Genomic DNA, 19920 nt, shown 5'->3' on the forward strand with positions numbered 1-19920 from the left:
GAGATTTTATGAAACAGCCAAATATATTGCTTATTTTATGCGACCAGTTTAGATGGGATTGCTTAAGTATTATGGGGCATCCTACTGTCGATACACCTAACTTAGATAGTTTAGCTAAACAAGGGGCTTTATTTACCAATGCGTATTCACCAGCTCCAAGCTGTGTGCCAGCTAGAGCGAGTTTATTTACAGGCAAGAGTCCTAACCTAACAGGCTTTTTAGGGTATACAGATGGCGTAAACTGGGAGTATGAAAATATGCTACCAGAAGTTCTTCGAAACAATGGCTATCAAACACATTGTGTAGGAAAAACGCATTTCTTCCCTCAACGTAAACATGGTGGGTTTGAGGGCTTAGAATCCTATGAAGCCTGGCAGAAGTTTGACCCGTACTATGTGAATGACTACCATGAATGGTTAAAGGAAAAGTCTAATGGCTTAATGAGTGAATTAGATCATGGTTTAGATGATAACAGCTGGCATGCTAGACCAAGCACGCTGCCAGAAGAGTTACATAATAACACATGGGTTGTGACAAAAGGACTTGAGTTCCTTAGAAGAAGGGATCATACAAGACCTTACTTCCTAAACTTATCTTTTCATAGACCACATCCACCAATAGACCCACCTCGTTATTACTGGGATGAGTATATGCAAAAAGACTTAGAGGAAATTCCTGTAGGGGAGTGGGCTAAGAAGCATGATAAGCAAGTTTATGACCTTAATGTGTGGGAAGGTAGACTTTCAGAAGAAAGAATAAGAAAAATGCGATTAGGCTATTACGCACAGATTGCCCATATTGACACACAAATTGGTAGACTTATAAGAGAACTTAGGCATATAGGCGAAATGCCAGATATGATTCTCTTTACGTCTGATCATGGAGAAATGTTAGGGGACCATCACCTTTTTAGAAAAACTTATGCCTATGAAGGGAGTGCGGCTGTACCATTTATTATTTGGCAAAAGAATAAGGCAGGTGGCACAAAAGAGGAAACACCTGTTGTGCTTCAGGATATTTACAGTACCATCTTAGCTTATGCCGGTATTGATAAGCCAAAGGATGTAGAGGGTGTCAATCTAATGCCACTTATTAATGATAAGCAAAGCTTAGAGAGAAAATGGATTCATGGTGAGCATTCCAGTTGCTATAGTCAAGAAGAAGCTATGCAGTTTATGACAGATGGCAAATTTAAATATATATGGTTCACACATACAGGTAAGGAGCAGCTCTTTAATTTAGAAGAAGATCCTTATGAATGTTATGATTTAGCCCAAGATGAGGTTTATAAACCAGAAATAGAAAAATGGCGTAAACGTATGGTAAATTACTTGGCAACAAGGCCAGAAGATGGCTTATCAGATGGGATAGAGTTAAAAACTGGCTTACTACCAGTTTATAGGAAGAAGGGAAATACAAATGGCAGATAAGAAGTACAATATTATTTTAATTACAACAGACCAGCAACGTTATGATACCATCGGAGATTTAGCACCAGACTATATGCGTATGCCACATACTCAATATCTGATTAATCAAGGGATTAGTTATACCAATGCGTACTCACAATGTCCACTTTGTGTACCAGCTAGAATTTCCATTATGAATGGGAAATTCCCACATACTACAGGCGCTACTACAAACTGTGAGACAACAGATGTGATGGGTACAAGAGATACGCTTCCAGACTTAATGAGACAAGCTGGCTACCAAACTATTGCTATTGGTAAAATGCACTTTGGGCCACAACGTGCTAAACATGGTTTTGATGAGATGATTATTCCGGATGACTACTTTAGAGAGATGCAACGTTCAGGAAGTATGATTCAACCTATGCGTCATGGTATGGGACAAAATGAAATTTATCCAGCCTTATCTACAGTGCCTGAAGCTATGACTATGACTTCTTGGATTTCAGAAAAATGCGTAGAGTACATAAGAGATAGACGTGATCCATCACAGCCATTTTTCATGTGGTGCTCATATTCCAAGCCACATCCACCTTTTGATCCACCAGAGCCATACTACTCAATGTATCGTAATGAAGATATAGCAGAACCTGTATTTGGAGACTGGTCAGATGATGAGCATGCACCACTTGCCTTTAAACGCCTTAGACAAATGTGGGGATATGATAAAATTAGTCCTAAAATCATGAAGGAAGCAAAAGCAGCCTACTACGGGCTACTTACTCAGATTGACTACAACATGGGACGTATTTTCTCAGCACTTCAAGACTTTGATATGCTAAAAGATACTCTTATTCTCTTTACATCAGACCATGGTGAATATTTAGGGGACCATCATACAGCGGCTAAATTCTTCTTACATCAGCCTTCTACACATGTACCATTTATCTTACGCCTACCGCCAACTTTAAATGATACATTAGGTGGAACAAAGGTAGATATTCCTGTAACTCATGCAGATATCTTACCTACACTGGTAAAGCTTGCAGGTGGAGAGGTACCAAAAGATGTAGATGGGCAAGACTTACTTGCAGTGCTTGAGAAAAAACAAGAGCCAAGAAAATATGTAGAGATGGTATCCGAGATGGGCATGCTCGAATCCATTGGGCTAACGGATGGTAAGATGAAGTACATCTGGTATATGGAAGATCAGTGTGAACAACTTTTTGACCTTGAAAAAGACCCTATGGAACTTAAAAATATAGTCCATGACCCAGCGTATGCGGCTATTAAAGAAGAACTTAAACAGGATCTTATAAACAGTGAGTATAGTAAAAAGCTAGGCCACTCAAAAGATGGTAAACTTGCGACTATACCACCGCTTAATGATGGGGAAAGACACAGAAGGGCTCATCCATGGCCAGGTTACCATACTGAATACTGCAACATTGACGTAAAACATTAAGAGGATAGAGAGAAAGAGAGGTATACCCTATGGCAAAGAAAAAGAATATTTTACTTATTTTCACAGACCAACATCGAGCCGATACATTATCTTGTTACAACCGAGATACTTTATGCCAGACACCTTACATAGACGCACTAACAAGAGAAAGTGTTGTATTTAACAATGCTTATACAACTTGTCCTGTATGCTCACCAGCTAGGAGTTCATTGATGTCGGGGAGCTATCCTTCTAAAACAGGTATGGAGACTAACCTTTATCAATCAGGATGTAGGACACATGAACTTCAAGATACACCGTACCTACTTAGCCGTAGACTACAGACTGTAGGATACAACTTAGGCTATACAGGAAAATGGCACTTAGGATTAGGTGCAGATAAAGCAGGAAGTAGCGAGGGGCGTAGTGTAGTAGCGCAACAAGTAAAGGGCTTTATGGATAGTGCAGCTTACGAACATTATGGAACCTTACCAACAGATGTGGGCTTTGTTGGGGATAATTTCCCAGGACATGGGAATGGTGGATGGACTTATCCACAGTTCCATCAGTATTTAGCAGACAATAACTTAGAAGTAAAGATGATTAATAAAGGTAATGGCAATAGGGCAGGGGATCATTCTACTTGGGCAGAAGTGGTATCACCTATAGAATCCACGATTGAGTACTATCTTACACAAAGGGCTATAGACCTTATTGATACGCTTACACAGGAAGATAAACCTTTCTTCTTTGCACTTAACTTCTGGGGACCACATGAGCCTTTCTTTGCACCAACTCAGTTTTTAGATTTATATAGAGAGATGAAAATACCGGAGTCTCCTTCCTTTAGAGAAGATGCAGCATCTATGCCTAAAATCTACGAGCTTATTAGAAGACCAGAACAGGATTGGAGTTTCTTTGAAAATACATTAAGGCATTACTATGCATGTATTTCTCATATTGATGCACAGATAGGAAGACTTATAGAGCATCTTAAGGTTAAAGGACTTTATGAAGATACAGTCATTATCTTTGCAGCAGATCATGGGGACAATCAAGGCTGTCATGGTGGTATGGAAAATAAATCTTATAGCATGTACCAAGATACAACCAATATTCCACTCTTTATAAAGCCAGCAGTAGCAGACTTTAAGGGTTACACACAAGATGCTTTTGCTTCAACTTGTGATATTTATGCAACGATCTTAGACTTAGCAGGTTATGTGCCTCAAGATGCTTATGGCTTTGGCGACGGTAGGCCGCTTACACGTTTTATAGAAAGTGAATCTAAGGAAGGTTGGGCAAATGACATTGTAACAGAAGGTATGGGTGCTTTTGATGTCATTACAACTCAGCGTATGTATAGACAAGGTCAGTACAAATATGTCTTTAATGGCGCAGGGGAAGATCAATTCTTCGACCTTCAAGCGGACCCTTATGAGATGAATAACCTTATTGATAAAGAAGATAAACAAGAGCTTATTTTAAACATAAAAAATGATTTCGCAGACTGGATGAGTGCACATGGAGATATAGCGCGCCATGCTTTTTGTAAGATAAATAGAATTAAAGAATGGAAGTTATAACATTATGCCACCAATTCATTTACTGATTAAGCCTGCTTCAAGTGGGTGTAATTTAGCTTGTAAATATTGTTTTTATGCAGATGTCAGTGACCATAGAAGTGTAAAAAGTTATGGGAAAATGACAGTAGAAGCTTTAGAAGTCCTTGTAAAAAAAGCAATGGAAAGAGCGGAAGGAAGCTGTACTTTTGCTTTTCAAGGAGGAGAGCCTACATTAGTAGGATTAGAGTTTTATGAAGAGCTTGTAAGACTTGAGAAGAAGTATGCTAAACCTGGTTTAACTGTACAAAATGCTATTCAGACTAATGGAACACTTATTACAGAAGAATGGGCTAAGTTCCTTGGTAAAAACCGTTTCCTAGTGGGACTTTCTGTAGATGGTACAAAAGAAGTGAACGATGGATTAAGATGTTTTAGAAATGGAGAAGGTACTTTTGAGAGGCTCATGGAGACAGCAGCCTTATTTGATAAGTATAAGGTAGAATACAATATCCTAACCGTTGTCACAAAGCAGGTTACAAAGAATATTAAAGAGATTTATGATTTTTACATAGCACATAACTTTAGATATTTACAGTTCATTCCTTGCCTTGATGATATACAAGATGAAAAAGGAAGCAAAGATTACTCACTTTTACCAGAGGATTATGAAGTTTTCCTTAAAGACCTCTTTGATAAATGGTATGAGACCCTTAGAAAAGGTGAGTTTATCTATATAAGATACTTTGAGAATTTACTTCAAAAGATGTTGGGTTACTATCCTGAAGCCTGCGGCATGATGGGAACTTGTACACATCAGTACGTTATAGAAGCAGATGGAGGGGTATACCCTTGCGACTTCTATGTAATGGATGAGTATAAAATTGGAAACCTCCTAACAGATGATTTTGAAACACTAGAAGTAAACCGAACAGCCATTAACTTTATCCCTCAGTCACAAGCTAAAGACTCAGGATGTATGAAGTGTAAGTGGTACCGCTTATGCCATGGCGGATGCAGACGTGATAGAGACCAATTTGACAATGGCAAAATGGGACGCAACTACTTCTGTAGAGCTTATAAGACATTTTTTAAATATAGTTACCCAAGACTTGAAGAAGTTGCAAAAATGATTCTAAGTAGAAGATAGGGGATATGGGACATGAAATTATATTGCACACTCGTAAGTGAAATGTACAAGTATAGTTATGGGAATTACAATCCTTGGGAAGTGCCTTTTAAGGAAAGAGAAAGTATGAAGTTAACCTGCGCAAGAAATGACAGCGCAGCGGCTCAGCTTCTCCTTTATAGTGAAGAAGAAATGATGGTAACAGTAGACAAGGCGCCAGCTCTTTATGAGACTTATCCTGTGAAGACAGTGAGAGTAGAGACAAGCTTTGAGGGGCTTACAGGTCATGAAGTGACAATGAATCTTGTAGGACTTGTAAGAGATGATGATGGGAATTACAAATCAGAAGTTATCCTTGGAGAGCAAAGAAGGTTTAATGAAAAACTTAAAGTGCAGCCTGTATGGATAGAAGTTAAGACAAGTGAGGAGACTAAGCCTGGTGAATATATAGGTAAGGTTAAAGTCTATTACTCGGACCTATTTGGTGATGAAGTACTTCATAAAGAGATAAGTATTCAGCTAGAAGTAATGCCAGCGCTACTTAAACCTTTACATGAAGGAGACTTTTATCTCGATCTTTGGCAACATCACACTTCCATTGCGAGAACTTATGAAGTGGCGCTTTGGAGCGAGGAGCATTTTAGACTCCTTGAAGAACACCTTAAAGTCCTTAAAGAACTTGGACAGAAGGCTATAACGGTTATTGTATCAGAAGCACCTTGGTCTGGGCAGTGGTCCTCTTATTACCGTACCAATGCTTCAGATTACTTTGAGTACAATATGGTAAGCATTAAACGCACCTTAGAGGGCGAGTGGCAATATGATTTCACAGCCATGAACCGCTACATTAACTTATGTTTAAGTTATGGTATTAATAAAGAAATAGAGATTTTTGGCCTTTTAGGCATATGGACGATGGCTGATGCAGGCTATGGTAAAGTCATAGAAGATAGTGAAGATGCTATTAGAGTACGTTACCTTGATGAAGCCACAGGGACTTATAAATATATACGTCATAAGGCAGATTTAGAAGGGTATATCCGAGCGATTGATCAAAATATTGCAGATAACGGATGGCAAGAGCTGGCTAAAATCGTATGTGATGAGCCAGGAGATATTAACCTCTTTAAAAATACATTAGGTACCTTATCTAAGCTTACACCACATATGAAATTTAAAGTAACCATCTGTAGCCTTCAAGTTGTACTTGAAGACTTTGAAGGTATTGATGATTATGTCATTAACTTGCCTCTTATCTTATCAGAAGAAGAGCGCATTAAAGAAATAAGAGAGCAAAAGGATAGTACCATGAGCTACTATGTAGCCATTGATCCTAAGACGCCGAATACTTTCTTAAGCTGCCATTTAGCAGAGAGTAGAGTACTCCCTTGGCTTTCTTATTATATGAATATGGATGGTTTCTTGAGATGGGCAATCTGGCTATGGCCTAATGATCCCTTTAACTATGAATCTTACCATTATCAAAAATTTAGAGCAGGTGGGACACACTTTGTCTACCCAGGTAAAAATGGAAAACCCCTTTATAGTTTAAGATATAAGAACTTAAAGAAAGGTATCCGTGACTATATGATTTTTAAAGCTTATGTAGAGAAAACAGGAGATAAAGAAGCTGTTTATGAGGCCATTAAAGGTATTATGAAAGTCGATCATTTAGAACAGATGAAAGGTGCTTATCGAAGAGAAAACCATGAAGTACTTTCCCTTAACTATTGGGATTACGAGGAAAGAGTCAATCATTTCTTAAAAGCACTTTAAAATACTTTACAAATAGGTTTACAAAAAGATACAAAAAGCTATTCTAATGACATAAAATCTTGTATAATACACATATAAAAATAACAAATTGGAGGGCTTACTCATGGAAAAACAATTACCACAATCAATGCAAAATCTCCTTGAAGAAGTTAGAGCAAAATTAGCAGGCGACGACAAACTTATTAAAATGTTTGAAAACTGCTATACAAATACTTTAGATACTACAGTTAAAAGAATGGACGATGGTACTACATATGTAATCACAGGTGATATCCCAGCGATGTGGCTTCGTGACTCTGTATGCCAGCTTAGACCATACTATGTATTAGCTGAAAAAGATCCAGAAATCGCTGATATGATCGAAGGTCTTGTAAAAAGACAAATGAAATACATCTTAATCGATGCTTACGCAAACGCTTTCAACGAAGAAGAAAACGGTAACTGCTGGGAAAAAGATGAAACAGATCAATGTGACTGGATCTGGGAAAGAAAATACGAAATCGATTCACTTTGTTTCCCAATTCAAATGAGCTACTTACTTTGGAAAAACACAGGTAGAACAGGTCAATTCGATGAAGAATTCGTAAAAGCGATGTACCGTGTTATCGAAGTATTTAGAACAGAACAAGACCACGAAAATAAATCACCATACAGCTTCGTAAGAAAAGGCTGCTACTACACAGATACTCTTTCAAGAGATGGTAAAGGTGCTTTAGTTAAATCAAACATCGGTCTTACATGGTCAGGATTCAGACCAAGTGATGATGCTTGTATGTACGGATACCTTATCCCATCAAACATGTTCGCAGAAGTTGTTATGGGTTATGTAGTAGAAATCGCTACAGAAATTCTTAAAAATGAAGAACTTGCTAAACTTGCAGCTGAACTTAAAGCTGAACTTAGAGAAGCAATCGAAGCTTACGGTACATTAACAAACTACCAATATGGTAAAGTATACGCTTATGAAGTAGATGGTTTCGGCCAATACAACATCATGGACGATGCTAACCTTCCAAGTCTTCTTTCAATCCCATACATCGGTTATGTAAATGAAGATGATGAAGTATACCAAAACACAAGAAAAATGATCCTTAGCGAAATGAACCCATACTTCTACAAAGGTTCTGCAGCACAAGGTATCGGTAGCCCACATACACCAGTAAACTACATCTGGCACATTTCTCTTGCTATGCAAGGTTTAACATCAAATGATATGGAATACAAAAAACAAATCCTTGAAATGATGAAAAACACAGATGGTGGCAAAGAGTTAATGCACGAAGGATTCAACGTAGATGATCCAACTCAATACACAAGAGAATGGTTCTCATGGGCAAATGCAATGTTCTGTGAACTTGTACTTGACTACTGTGGATACAAAGTAAAAAGATAAGTAATGTAATAAGGAGCTGTCCCTATGGGGCAGCTTTTTTGCATTTGGGAGGTGATGGGGGGCTGGGCAATGCGCCACCTTCTGGTGAAGTGATAGGTTGGCTGATAAACTCTATTCAAATACTCCAAAGGAAGGTTACGAGCTTCTCAGCCAACCTATCAGCAGTTGCACGAGAGACTTACGAAGAAAGTCTATGCTCTTCTACAACCCTCCTTTCCAGACAACATGGAGAGCTACCTTGTTAGGGCAGTTAGGGTGGAGAGGAGCCAAACTTTTAGTGAGGTAATGGGCGGTTTCCTAATTCGTACGTCGTACTTTCAAATCGTGTCTATACTAAATAAAGACTTACAATTACTTGATTTTCAAGTATTGTAGGGCTTTTTGTTTTTTGATGAATTATGAAGTAAGTCTCAATTAGTCATCATCACTATGACATCAAACAGGAGACTCAAATAAATGGAATTAATTAAGTAAAAATACTGCATCAAAAGAGTAGGTATAGAATCATACTATGCCTGCTTTTTTATTTGCAAAAAATGATGTTAATCATGAGGGGCTTTTACATAGAGAAGGATACGTACAATGGAGGATGTAATGGATGATAGATTAAGATAAATATATAAAGATAAATATATAAAGAAAAGAATGTGAAGAAGGTGAAATACAAAAGCAAAGCCAAGTTAAATAAATAGATGTGATGCACCTAGGATGAATTTACACAGTAGGTGATTATAAATAGGAAAATGTATGTGTATCAATGGAAATTAAGGGGATGCTTTACGTGAAAAAGGGGCTGAAAATCACAGTAGGAAGGGGGAAAGGGAAAAGGTTCAGCAAGATAAGATTTTTGAAAATCATCAACCATCATGTGATGATGAAAAAGTGATTATGTATGATGCAGATAGGATGAAAAAGTGATTATGTGTGATGATGGATGATGTCTGAAGGATGAAAGAAAGATGCTGTTTGGAGTGGGAATAGATGAAAAGAAGATGAATTAGGATGGGGTGTAAATAAGTGGATATTGATAAAGGGATAAAACTTCTCTTATAATAGAAAGAAAGAATAATTATTTTAAGGATAAGAGGAATAGGATGGAGAAGACAATTACAATACAACAGGCAGCAGCAGAACTTTTATCTGAGTATAGAAAGCCTCTTAAATCTAAAGATTTAGCAAGAATGGCTCAAGAGAGAAAAATGGTAGCACCTAGCATGGCAAAGGACCCCATTCAATCTTTGTCACAGACGCTAGAGCGTAACATTAGGTTAGACAAGGGTAATAAACCAAGATTAATATTTGTAGAAACAGAAACTGGACGTTGCATAGGTATACCTGAATGGTATGAAGAGGTTAAGGTAGAGAAAAAGGTAGTTAGTGAAAAGGTAGAAGTTGCTTTATCAAGTGATTTGCTTAATAAAGTAAAACTTTATCAAAGTAGCTTTAAGATTATAAGTATGGAAGAAACAATGATTCAGCTTATCAAAAAAGGTTTAAGTGCAACAGCAGAAGAACTTATCGATAGATTAAAGCTGGAACTAGACCATTTATAGAGTGAATACGCCAGTAATGGCACTATGTCAATACATTTAATTTCGTAGGAGGAGTAAGTGATTTTATAATATGAGGTGTTAGGCTTACTTTAACTATTGTATTGTGGTATATAAAGATTACATTAAAAAGAAACAAAAGTACTTGTCATACATGGCAGTTCAGTAGTTTTCCTAAGCTGTACGTCGTAAGTTTAAAGCTTATTAGGTGCAGTAAATAAAGCCTTAACATTACTTGGGTTAGTTTACAAGGGGTGTTAGGGCTTTTTGTTTTACGCAATAGCATGATTATCTCATGATAATATATTCTTAGATTGCTGTAGGCTTAAATTAATAAATAGCAGGAGGAATTTAGTATATTAAAAATGTAGATATCTACAGCATAATAAAGGTTGGGATAATGTGGTTAAAAGAACATTTTTTTTCAGAATGAATATAATATAGAGAGACTACTCAAAAGGAGACTCTTAATATGCCATTTGAAAGAACACCAGAAAGTAGACAAAGACCACCACAAGGCCCGCCAGGATTTCCACCAGGGTTCCCACCAGGAGGCCCAGCAGGAGGGCCACCGGGATTCCCACCAGGAGGGCAACCAGGATTTCCGCCAGGAGGTCCATCAGGAGGACAGCAAGGAGGACCACCAGCTGCATCAAGTAATACACCACCATCAGGGCCACCTCCGAATTTTATCCCTAGTGAAGCACAAGCAACTACACTTAGTGCGGGGCCAGGAGGAGACGTATCAACCTTTGCAATTGATGCAGGAGCAATTTTTCCTTGTCGATTTCGATTTACTTATATATGGCTCAATAATGGAAGAAGTTTTTGGTCATATATTGTCTTTGTAGGACGTAATTCGATAGCAGGTTGGAGGTATACAGGTAGAAGATGGGTGTATTTCGGAATTGATTTAAGAAGAATAAGAAGTTTTTATTGCAGATAAAAAATATAAATAAGCCTATAAAAAAGCGCGCTAGCGCTTTTTATTTTGATTACATTAAAATGTTTTAATTAAATTATCCTAAACTAACGATAGGAAGGGCTATGCCCATCGGAAATCAAAGGGCATAGCATTTGTTAAATGAAGGCTATATGACAATTCAGCAGATATCCTAAACCAGAGATTACAGTAACCTTTTTAGTGTGCTATTGTTTAGTTTGGTGAGCATAAGGTGTATATTTTTCAATAAGAGTCTTGAAGCCATCCATTTTTCCGATATCGCTATCAGCATAATAGAGTTTAAGGTTATCAAGTTGACGAGCGACTTCATTTTTAGTTTGCGAAGATGAAATATTCATCTTATCGAATGAAGGGTAGTTTACCAAGAATGAAGTATGTTTTGAGAGTATAGGTAATTCATCATATGCCTTTCCGTAAGATAAACTTTTATCCATGTATTCAAAAGCGGTAGTATATTCTTTTAAGTCAATATATCTACAGCCAATCCAAGTATATAATTCACAAAGATGAGAGTAAGAAAGTCCATAGTCGCCTTCATCGTATATAAGGTTGATTAAATCTACTGCTTTTTGTAAGATACGGATTTTGGTCCTTGGATCAGCATCAGATCACAAAGTTTATATATCTCTTCCTTATGGAGCTCATTTCCATAGGGCTCTTGGGTGCAATGGGGATCATAATTTAATTGCCATATATACTCTTATATAATACGGAAGTCATTAGGAAAAGCCTTATAGGCCGCACATACTAATTCAAATTGCTTGGTTACTTTCCCTAGAGCACCAAGACGGCGGGCTTCAGTTAAGTATTCATTAATTTTGGCTTGATTCTTAGACTCGTTAAGGCCTAAAAGCTCATCGCTCGATACACCAAAATAGCTTGCAAGAGGTAAAAGCATGGTAATGTCAGGATAGGTTTCATTCCGTTCCCATTTTGATACGGCTTGAGTAGATATGCCTAAATGTTCCGCGAGTTTTTCTTGTGTGGTATTCTTTTGGTGGCGTAGACGCTTAATATTTGATCCGATATAAATCTCCATAAATTTCACTCCTCAAATTAACTTAAACAGGCCTGTTTCTAATACTAGTATAATAAGATTATAGGGTAATTCCAGAACTTGTTAAGTCAGTGAATTCAACTTGAGGTTGATATTATCAAGGAATAAGATTGGGAATGGCATGTCGTTACTTTATAGAATCGGGAGAGTACTCGAATACCATTAATTTTACAATGACGAATATCATCTCCTATAGAGTTATTATTCCTGTGTACTGCACGCGAGCATATTGGGGGAGATAGGGCGTTACGAAGAGATAAAATCTAAGAGCGACAAGAAATGAGAAATAGGCTAAAGGTAAGAAATCTGAATAGAAATATTCAGATTTTTTTATTGACTAATATATCGGGTGATGATATATTTAATATATCGACAGATGATATATTGGGAGATGATAGATTTGGAAAATAGTACACCATTAACAGAAGCCATATTTTATATACTATTAGCTTTAAGAAATCCAAACCATGGATATGGCATTATCCAAGAGATAAGTGAGATGACAGATGGAAGAGTGGTACTTGGGCCAGGGACTTTGTATGGTGCCATTAACTCTATGGTATCTAAGGGATGGATTCACTTATATAGCGAGGAGAAAGAATCTAGAAAGAAGAAGGAGTACCTGATTACTGAAAGAGGGATAGAGGTTTTTAATCAAGAAGTTAAAAGATTAAGTGAGTTATTAGAAAATAGTAAAAGAATGGGGAGGTAGCTATGAAGAAAGTAAGGTTTTATTTAGATAAAGATGAAGAGCAAGTTTGGATACAAGAGATGGCTAATAAGGGATGGGCACTAAAAAGTTTCTGTTTAGGTGTCTATACTTTTGAACCATGTGAGGCAGGAGAATATATTTATCAAATTGACTTACTGGATAACTGGAATGGAGATAAAAGAAACTTTGCTGATTTTATGAGCGAGATGGATGTAGAAGTGGTATCGCAGTGGTATCGCTGGGTCTTTCTTAGAAAAAGGGCAGAAAATGGGCCTTTTGAAATGTATACAGATATAGAGTCTAAAATAGAGCAATATAAGAGAATAAAAGGATTCTTAACAGCGGGGTTAGTAATAGAGCTGATATGCTTCTTACAAGAGCTTAATGTAGCTATTAAATTGAGGGAATTTGAAATATGGGCAGCTACAGCCTTAATAGGTATGCTCGTTTTAGGGCTTTTACGTGTGGTATGGAAGTGCCAATGGAAAATTAAGCAGTTGAAACAAGAAGGATAGTTAAATAGAAGGACATAAAAGAGAGTATCAAAATGCCAAAGAAAGCATTAAGATACTCTCTTTTTACTTAGAAATTGAAAACGATGAACTTATTATTTATAAGAAGCTTGTAAAATAGCTAATACATCTTCGTCACTAAGTGGAGTAGGGTCTACTTCAAATAAACCGCCCATGGTCTCTCTTGCATTAGTAACTAAAGCCGGAAGTTCTTCTCTAGTAACGCCATAATCGCTCATTTTAATATCTGCTACGTCACAAGCTACTTGTAAGTCTCTAAGTGCTTCTACAAAGTCCATAGGACAAGTTGCATCTTTCTTGCCTAGTGCCTTAGCCATTTGAATCATACGGTCATCACATTTGCCGCTTTGAGCAAAGTGAGTATAGTATGCAATACTGATGCTGATAAGGGCAGCGCCGTGTTCGAAGTTTGGATGGTAGGCGCTGATAGCATGAGCAATACTATGTTCAGAGGTGCAGCCAGATGTAGATTCAACCATACCTGCTAAGGTATTTGCAAGTGCTACATTTTCCCTAGCATCTAGATTAGAGCCATTTTGTACAGCAGTAGCTAGGCTTTTGCCAATAAGGACGATAGCTTGTAAGGCGTATAGGTCACTCATCACATAGCTCGTTGTATTAAGGTACCCTTCTGTACTATGGAAGAGGGCATCAAAGCCCTGATAAGCTGTAAGATGTTTAGGAACGGTGAGCATAAGTTCTGGGTCTACAACGGATAAGACAGGGAAAGTTTTATCATAGCCAAAGCCGATTTTTTCGTTCGTTTCGGATTTAGTTGTTACAGTCCAAGGGTCAGCTTCTGTACCTGTACCTGCAGTTGTGGTAATTGCAACGATAGGAAGTGGATCATTTGGAACAGGAAGACCTTTACCTGTGCCACCTGAGATATAATCCCAGTAGTCACCTTCATTGGTCGCCATAACAGCAATCGCTTTTGCAGCATCTATACTACTGCCACCACCAAGACCTACGATAAAATCAATACCATTTTCTTTAGCTAAAGCAGCACCTTCCATAACATGCTCTTTAATAGGATTAGGGAGAATCTTATCAAAGAGAATATAAGTAGCACCATATTTTTCCAGTTGTCCTTTCACTCTATCTAAGTAACCATATTTCTTAACAGATGTCCCATTAGATGTAACAATTAAAGCTTTTTTACCAGGCAAAATTTGATCACCTAGTTCATTTAATTTACCTCTGCCGAATAAAATTTTAGTTGGAATGTAATAATTAAAATTCATTTTGAACCCTCCATAATTTATATTGTTGTATTAAATTTTCTGATATAATGAGAGTATAAATCTTAGAGTAAACTCTAAGTCAATGGTTATTTTAGGGCGAAGATAGGAGGAGCAGGGATGGCTTATACGCTTATGGAAGTGACGAAAAGAACAGGACTTACAGCACATACGATTCGATACTATGATAAGGAGGGGCTTTTACCTTTTATTCATAAAACAGATTCAGGTAGAAGGATCTTTGAAGAAAGTGATATAGAGTGGATTGAACTCATTACTTGCTTAAAAAGTACAGGCATGAAGATTAAGGATATTAGAAAATTTATTGAATGGTATATAGAAGGAGATTCTACCTTGCAGGATAGGCTAGCTCTATTTAAAAGTCAAAAGGAGCAAGTAGAAAGGCAGATTGAAGACCTTTATAAACATATGGAAAAAATCAATCATAAGATTCATTATTATGAAGTAGCCTGTGGGGTAGGAACAGAAGAAGAGGCAAAAAATTTAGGTGTTCAGAAAGAATGCTAACTATGCATACCTTTTATTGATGCAGGAGGCGTAGCAGCAGCTCTTTTAACGAAGGGTGGCAACATCTACACAGGTGTGTGTATTGATACATCTTGCACATTAGGTATGTGTGCGGAGAGAAATGCTATAGTCAATATGATTACCAATGGTGAAAGCTAAATTGAAAAGTTAGTTAAACTAAGTACTTTAATCCCAGACTGGTGGGGTACAAGTAGATTTGAGTAAGGTAAGTACATTACAACAGCTTTTTAAAATGTTTGGCCATAGAGGTAGCTATAGAGAAGGAGGAAAGAAATGTTAGAACAAATTAATTTAGAAATAGAAGCGCTACTTAAAGATTATACGCATCCAGATAGTCTTTATAAGAAGATAGATGGAACTAAAACAATGTTAGAAAATGCGCGTTATGAGCTGAAAAAGCTAGAAGGCATTATGGAGAAAGAGCAACTAGACGTGGAAAAAATGAGCCAAACAAGCTTAAAGACACTTTTCTATAAATGTTTAGGTACCCATGATAAGCAGGTGGCAAAAGAAAAAGAGGAAGCCCTTGCAGCGGTACTTAAATATGAGAGCTGTAAGAAAAGTGTAGACGAACTAACGGATAAGCTAAGTCAATTAACCAACAAGCACTATGAAATGAGCAAAGTTCAAGATAAACTTGACGCCTTATATGAAGAAAAACGCAGGGTTATGGCAAGCTTGAATATGCCAGAGTATGCTAAGATTGGGCAGCTTGAAAAAGAAATGAGCTTTATCAGAAGGGAAATAAAGGAGCTTAAGGAGGCCATCACACCAGGGAATATGGCTATTAATACACTGAATGAAGCAATAGAACTGCTGGATAGTGCAGGTGACTGGGGGACTTGGGACCTTCTAGGCGGGGGCCTTGTTGCAGATATGATGAAGCATGATAAAATTGATAAAGCTAAACAGGCTATTTTGAATGCCCAGACTTATGTGCAAAGGCTTCAAGTTGAACTTCAAGATGTGAACATGAGTCTAGATTCGAGTATTCACATTACAGGAGGTGCAGTATTTGCTGATTTCTTCTTTGATGGTCTTATTGCGGACTGGTATATGCAGTCTAAAATCAGTCAGTCAAGAGACAATGTAGTCGCTATCTGTGGTAAAATAAGAAAAATAGTAAGTACTTTATCGACTCAATTAAATCATAAAGAAAAGGATTTAGAGGCAAAAGAGCGAGAGATTAAATGTATCATAAGAGGGGATTTAAGTAATGGAAAAGAGTAAAGTAAAAAGTATGACAGAAGGATCTCCAAGTAAGTTAATTTTGAGATTCTTTATGCCCTTATTGTTAGGGATGATATTTCAACAGTTCTACAATATGATGGATACCATGATAGTAGGACAATTTTTAGGTGCGAAAGCACTAGCTGCAGTAGGCGGGACAGGATCCATTAACTTCATGATTATTGGTTTTTGCATGGGAGTGTGTAATGGATTTGCCATCCCTGTTGCAAAAGCATTTGGTGCACAAGATGAATCTTCTTTAAGGAAGTATGTAGCCAATAGTGTATGGCTCGCTATTCTCTTTTCACTTGTAACGACAATCATAGTCTGTGTGCTTTGTCGTCAAATACTTATGTGGATGGGTACACCAAGTGATATATTTGAAGATTCTTATGCTTATATTTTTGTAATTTTCTTAGGCATTCCAGTCGTTTATTTATATAACTTATTATCAGGTATTTTAAGGTCGTTAGGAGATAGTAAAACGCCTCTTTATTTCCTTATTATCTCCTCTTTACTCAATATCGTACTAGACTTAATTGCAATTTTAGTGCTGGATATGGGTGTAGGTGGTGCTGCATGGGCAACTGTTATTTCTCAAGGCATTTCAGGTATACTATGTTTATTGTATATGATGAAAAATTACAGCATTTTAAAGATAAAGAAAGAGGAGTGGGTACCTAATGGACAATTGATGAAAACACTTTGTATGATGGGTGTACCTATGGGGCTTCAATATTCCATTACAGCAATAGGAAGTGTTATTTTACAGACAGCAGTTAACTCTTTAGGATCTATGGCTGTAGCAGCTATAACAGCTGGGAATAAAATTAATATGATATTCTGCTGTCCATTTGATGCTATGGGTTCGACCATGGCGACCTATGCAGGACAAAATGTAGGTGCAGGCAAATTTGACCGTGTAACAGATGGGGCTAAAGCATGTAGTATCATGGCAATCATCTACTCCGTAATCTCTTGTATTATTCTAAGTGCTTTCGGAGAGACGCTAGCTTTGATTTTTGTAAATAAAGCAGAGGTAGAGGTCATTAAAAATGCAGCTCTATTGCTGAAATATACAAGCCTTTTCTTCTTCCCATTAGCATTGGTGAATATTGTAAGGTTCTCTATTCAAGGTATGGGATTTGGGAACCTAGCCATGTTTGCAGGTGTATGTGAAATGATTGCACGTGGCATGGTTGGATTTGTTTTTGTACCTATGATTGGTTACACAGCAGCTTGTTTTGCTGGACCTGTAGCATGGATTATGGCAGATTTATTCTTAATTCCGGCCTACTTCTATGTATTAAAGAAACTCAAGACAAAATATGAGCAGGATTATGCAGGTATTGTACTAGAAGGCTAGTAGAAGTAGTACATAAGTAATAGGCTTCATAGGCCATAGATAGAAGTAATGAGCATGATAAAAGGGAATCTAAGCAGTTTGATAGTGAGTATAGATGGGTTAAATAAGTGCTTGAAGACGCTTGATTTCGCGCATAGGTGCATCGACTAATTCACCAGAAACGATGTTGTAATCTTGTTCAAGTATTTTTATAACGCGTTGATGTGTTTCTATAGCCTTTGCATAATCCCCATTAAGTTCATAGGCCTTAGCCATGAAAGTTAATGGGTCTGTGTAACGTGGTTTTTCCATAAGAGAGAAGCACTTTTCGTAATCTGAGATTGCTTCTTCATAGCGGCCTAGTTTCACAAAACCATCGCCACGAGAGATATAAGCTTCCCAAGCATTAGGGAATTCTGTAACGGATGCATTCCATAAAGTGAGAGCTTCTTCTTCATTCCCCTTAGCAAAGGCTATATCACCCTCATAGATGGCATCTAGACAGGAATGCTTAAGCGTTTTAACTTGCTCAAGGACTTCTTTAGCTCGCTCAAAATGTCTATCTGCAATAAGCTGGTCAAGTAGATAAAGATAAGCTCTTCTATTGGTAGGATGTGTTTTAACAAAATTCTCATAGTATTCAATAAGAGCATCGTGTCTATTGTAATAATCATCACTGGCCACACCACCCATGGCTTTGTTGAAGATATTATGGTGTGCTTTATCATCGGGTGCATAGAAAAGAGCAGATTTAGCATATTCAGAGGCTAAGTATTTATCACTTTCTGCGCGGTGATAGTGAAGGGCAGCTAGGAGATAGTAAGCACGTGCACATTTAGGATCTTCATCTAAGATGCCTTTTAAGTACTGCTCGGCATAGTTAAAGTTCTCAGTGCTCATTATACGTTCATTATCAATCATTTGGTCAATACGATCGAGATGCACTTCATGAGGCATTTCGAATAAATCATCTATAGTAACACCAAAATAAACAGAAAGAAGAGGCAGAAGCTGAATATCAGGTGTACTGATGTTATTCTCCCATTTAGATACAGCTTGATAGGAAAGACCTAAATGATTGGCAAGCTCTTCTTGTGTAACACCTTTTTCAATACGTAAACTTTTAATACGTTGTCCGATTTCGATTTTCATTGTTTAAAAACCCCCTTTAGAGTAGGCTGATGCATCAACTAAGTTTATTGTACTTAAGTTAAAATATCAAAACAATAACTTGATTTTTTAGCTTACTCAACTCATAAGTGAGAAATTGTCATGAGGATGTAAGTATTGATAATTGCATGACCTCGGTCGAAGTGATATCCTATCAATAGAATAAATAGAGGTTACGTAGATAATAGGGAGTAGGTGTATCCATGAAAAAAATAATGATTATTGGCTGTTGTGGTAGTGGAAAAACAACTTTAGCTAAAAAACTGTCTAATAAGTTAAACTTACCTTTGATACATCTTGACAAACTTAATTGGCGAGATAACTGGCAAAATATATCTAAAGAAGAATTTGATGATTTACTATGGGCTGAAGTTGTAAAGCCGACATGGATTATAGATGGAAATTATGAACGAACCATACCATTAAGATTGAAATACTGTGATACTGTTATTTATATGGATTATTCTCGTATAAGCTGTCTTTATGGTGTAATAAAACGAGTTGTAACAGGGTATGGTAAAAGTCGTCCTGATATGGGAGGATATTGCCCAGAAAGATTTGATTTTGATTTTATAAAATTTGTTTGGAATTTTAATAAAAAGAATAGAAAAAGGTATTATGACATCTTAAGTAGAGAAGAAGATATTCAAGTCATTATTTTACGAAACCGTAGACAAGCAGCGCATTTTTTACAAGGATTATAAGCTTAATTCTTATTAAATCCAATAATTATTTTATGAATTAAAAAGCCGATCTAAAGAGACTGCCGCCCCCTTATGGCAGCTCTTTAGATCGGCTTTTAGTGTGGTAGAAGTGTTAAGTAAAGTTAGAGCTTAGCCTTGATGCCGTTAAGCCT

General features: G+C 37.1%; 17 protein-coding genes. 14 read left to right on the forward strand and 3 right to left on the reverse strand.

The window, feature by feature from the left end; genetic code table 11:
• Positions 1-8: 8 nt before the first annotated feature.
• The 8 genes from H8718_RS04970 (at position 9) to H8718_RS05005 (ending at position 11209) form a co-directional block, all read left to right on the forward strand.
• The gene (locus H8718_RS04970) at positions 9-1430 is read left to right on the forward strand and encodes an arylsulfatase (protein ID WP_249332014.1); all 1422 of its coding nucleotides are present in this window, start codon (positions 9-11) and stop codon (positions 1428-1430) included.
• Positions 1420-2874 carry a sulfatase-like hydrolase/transferase gene (locus H8718_RS04975; protein ID WP_249332016.1) on the forward strand — a complete coding sequence of 485 codons (1455 nt, stop codon included), beginning with the start codon at positions 1420-1422 and terminating at the stop codon, positions 2872-2874. Before H8718_RS04970 ends, H8718_RS04975 begins: the two co-directional genes overlap by 11 nt.
• A gap of 29 nt (positions 2875-2903) precedes the next feature.
• The gene (locus H8718_RS04980) at positions 2904-4439 is read left to right on the forward strand and encodes a sulfatase-like hydrolase/transferase (RefSeq protein WP_249332018.1); all 1536 of its coding nucleotides are present in this window, start codon (positions 2904-2906) and stop codon (positions 4437-4439) included.
• A gap of 4 nt (positions 4440-4443) precedes the next feature.
• Positions 4444-5565, forward strand: a complete 1122-nt coding sequence (locus H8718_RS04985; RefSeq protein ID WP_249332019.1) for an anaerobic sulfatase maturase — start codon at positions 4444-4446, stop codon at positions 5563-5565.
• Between the two features lie 12 nt (positions 5566-5577).
• Positions 5578-7320, forward strand: coding sequence for a DUF4091 domain-containing protein (locus H8718_RS04990; RefSeq protein WP_249332021.1), 1743 nt, complete (start codon positions 5578-5580; stop codon positions 7318-7320).
• A gap of 103 nt (positions 7321-7423) precedes the next feature.
• Positions 7424-8713, forward strand: coding sequence for a glycoside hydrolase family 125 protein (locus tag H8718_RS04995; protein WP_177671857.1), 1290 nt, complete (start codon positions 7424-7426; stop codon positions 8711-8713).
• Positions 8714-9807: 1094 nt separating this feature from the next.
• Positions 9808-10266, forward strand: a complete 459-nt coding sequence (locus H8718_RS05000) for an HTH domain-containing protein (RefSeq protein ID WP_249332023.1) — start codon at positions 9808-9810, stop codon at positions 10264-10266.
• A 469-nt stretch (positions 10267-10735) separates the two neighbouring features.
• Complete coding sequence (locus H8718_RS05005; protein ID WP_249332025.1) at positions 10736-11209, forward strand: hypothetical protein; 474 nt, start codon at positions 10736-10738, stop codon at positions 11207-11209.
• Positions 11210-11927: 718 nt separating this feature from the next.
• Here H8718_RS05005 and H8718_RS05010 read toward each other — a convergent pair.
• On the reverse strand, positions 11928-12266 hold the full coding sequence (locus tag H8718_RS05010) for a helix-turn-helix domain-containing protein (RefSeq protein WP_249332026.1): 339 nt from the start codon (positions 12264-12266) through the stop codon (positions 11928-11930).
• Positions 12267-12684: 418 nt separating this feature from the next.
• Between H8718_RS05010 and H8718_RS05015 the strand changes: the two genes are divergently transcribed.
• Positions 12685-12996 (forward strand): PadR family transcriptional regulator, encoded by a 312-nt coding sequence (locus H8718_RS05015; RefSeq protein ID WP_249332027.1) that lies wholly within the window; start codon positions 12685-12687, stop codon positions 12994-12996.
• Positions 12997-12998: 2 nt separating this feature from the next.
• Positions 12999-13511, forward strand: coding sequence for a DUF2812 domain-containing protein (locus tag H8718_RS05020; protein WP_249332029.1), 513 nt, complete (start codon positions 12999-13001; stop codon positions 13509-13511).
• A gap of 92 nt (positions 13512-13603) precedes the next feature.
• On the opposite strand, the gene H8718_RS05025 is transcribed toward H8718_RS05020, so the two are convergent.
• Positions 13604-14773, reverse strand: coding sequence for an iron-containing alcohol dehydrogenase (locus H8718_RS05025; RefSeq protein WP_249332031.1), 1170 nt, complete (start codon positions 14771-14773; stop codon positions 13604-13606).
• Positions 14774-14890: 117 nt separating this feature from the next.
• Here H8718_RS05025 and H8718_RS05030 point away from each other — a divergent pair, with 117 nt between their 5' ends.
• From H8718_RS05030 to H8718_RS05045, 3 genes are all read left to right on the forward strand, one after another.
• Positions 14891-15298, forward strand: a complete 408-nt coding sequence (locus H8718_RS05030; protein WP_249332033.1) for a MerR family transcriptional regulator — start codon at positions 14891-14893, stop codon at positions 15296-15298.
• Between the two features lie 294 nt (positions 15299-15592).
• Positions 15593-16549, forward strand: a complete 957-nt coding sequence (locus H8718_RS05040) for a coiled-coil domain-containing protein (protein WP_249332035.1) — start codon at positions 15593-15595, stop codon at positions 16547-16549.
• Positions 16536-17915, forward strand: a complete 1380-nt coding sequence (locus H8718_RS05045) for an MATE family efflux transporter (protein ID WP_249332036.1) — start codon at positions 16536-16538, stop codon at positions 17913-17915. The genes H8718_RS05040 and H8718_RS05045 overlap by 14 nt, the downstream gene beginning before the upstream one ends.
• Positions 17916-18014: 99 nt before the next feature.
• Here the strand turns inward: H8718_RS05045 and H8718_RS05050 are convergent, their stop codons facing one another.
• A complete protein-coding gene (locus H8718_RS05050; RefSeq protein ID WP_249332038.1) occupies positions 18015-19046 on the reverse strand; it encodes a helix-turn-helix domain-containing protein in 1032 nt (343 codons plus the stop codon).
• 221 nt (positions 19047-19267) lie between these two features.
• On the opposite strand from H8718_RS05050, the gene H8718_RS05055 reads away from it, so the two are divergent.
• Positions 19268-19768, forward strand: a complete 501-nt coding sequence (locus tag H8718_RS05055; protein WP_249332039.1) for a EutP/PduV family microcompartment system protein — start codon at positions 19268-19270, stop codon at positions 19766-19768.
• Positions 19769-19920: the final 152 nt, after the last annotated feature.

Origin of the sequence: Zhenhengia yiwuensis (assembly GCF_014384995.1) — a bacterium.
Classification (GTDB): domain Bacteria; phylum Bacillota; class Clostridia; order Lachnospirales; family Cellulosilyticaceae; genus Zhenhengia; species Zhenhengia yiwuensis.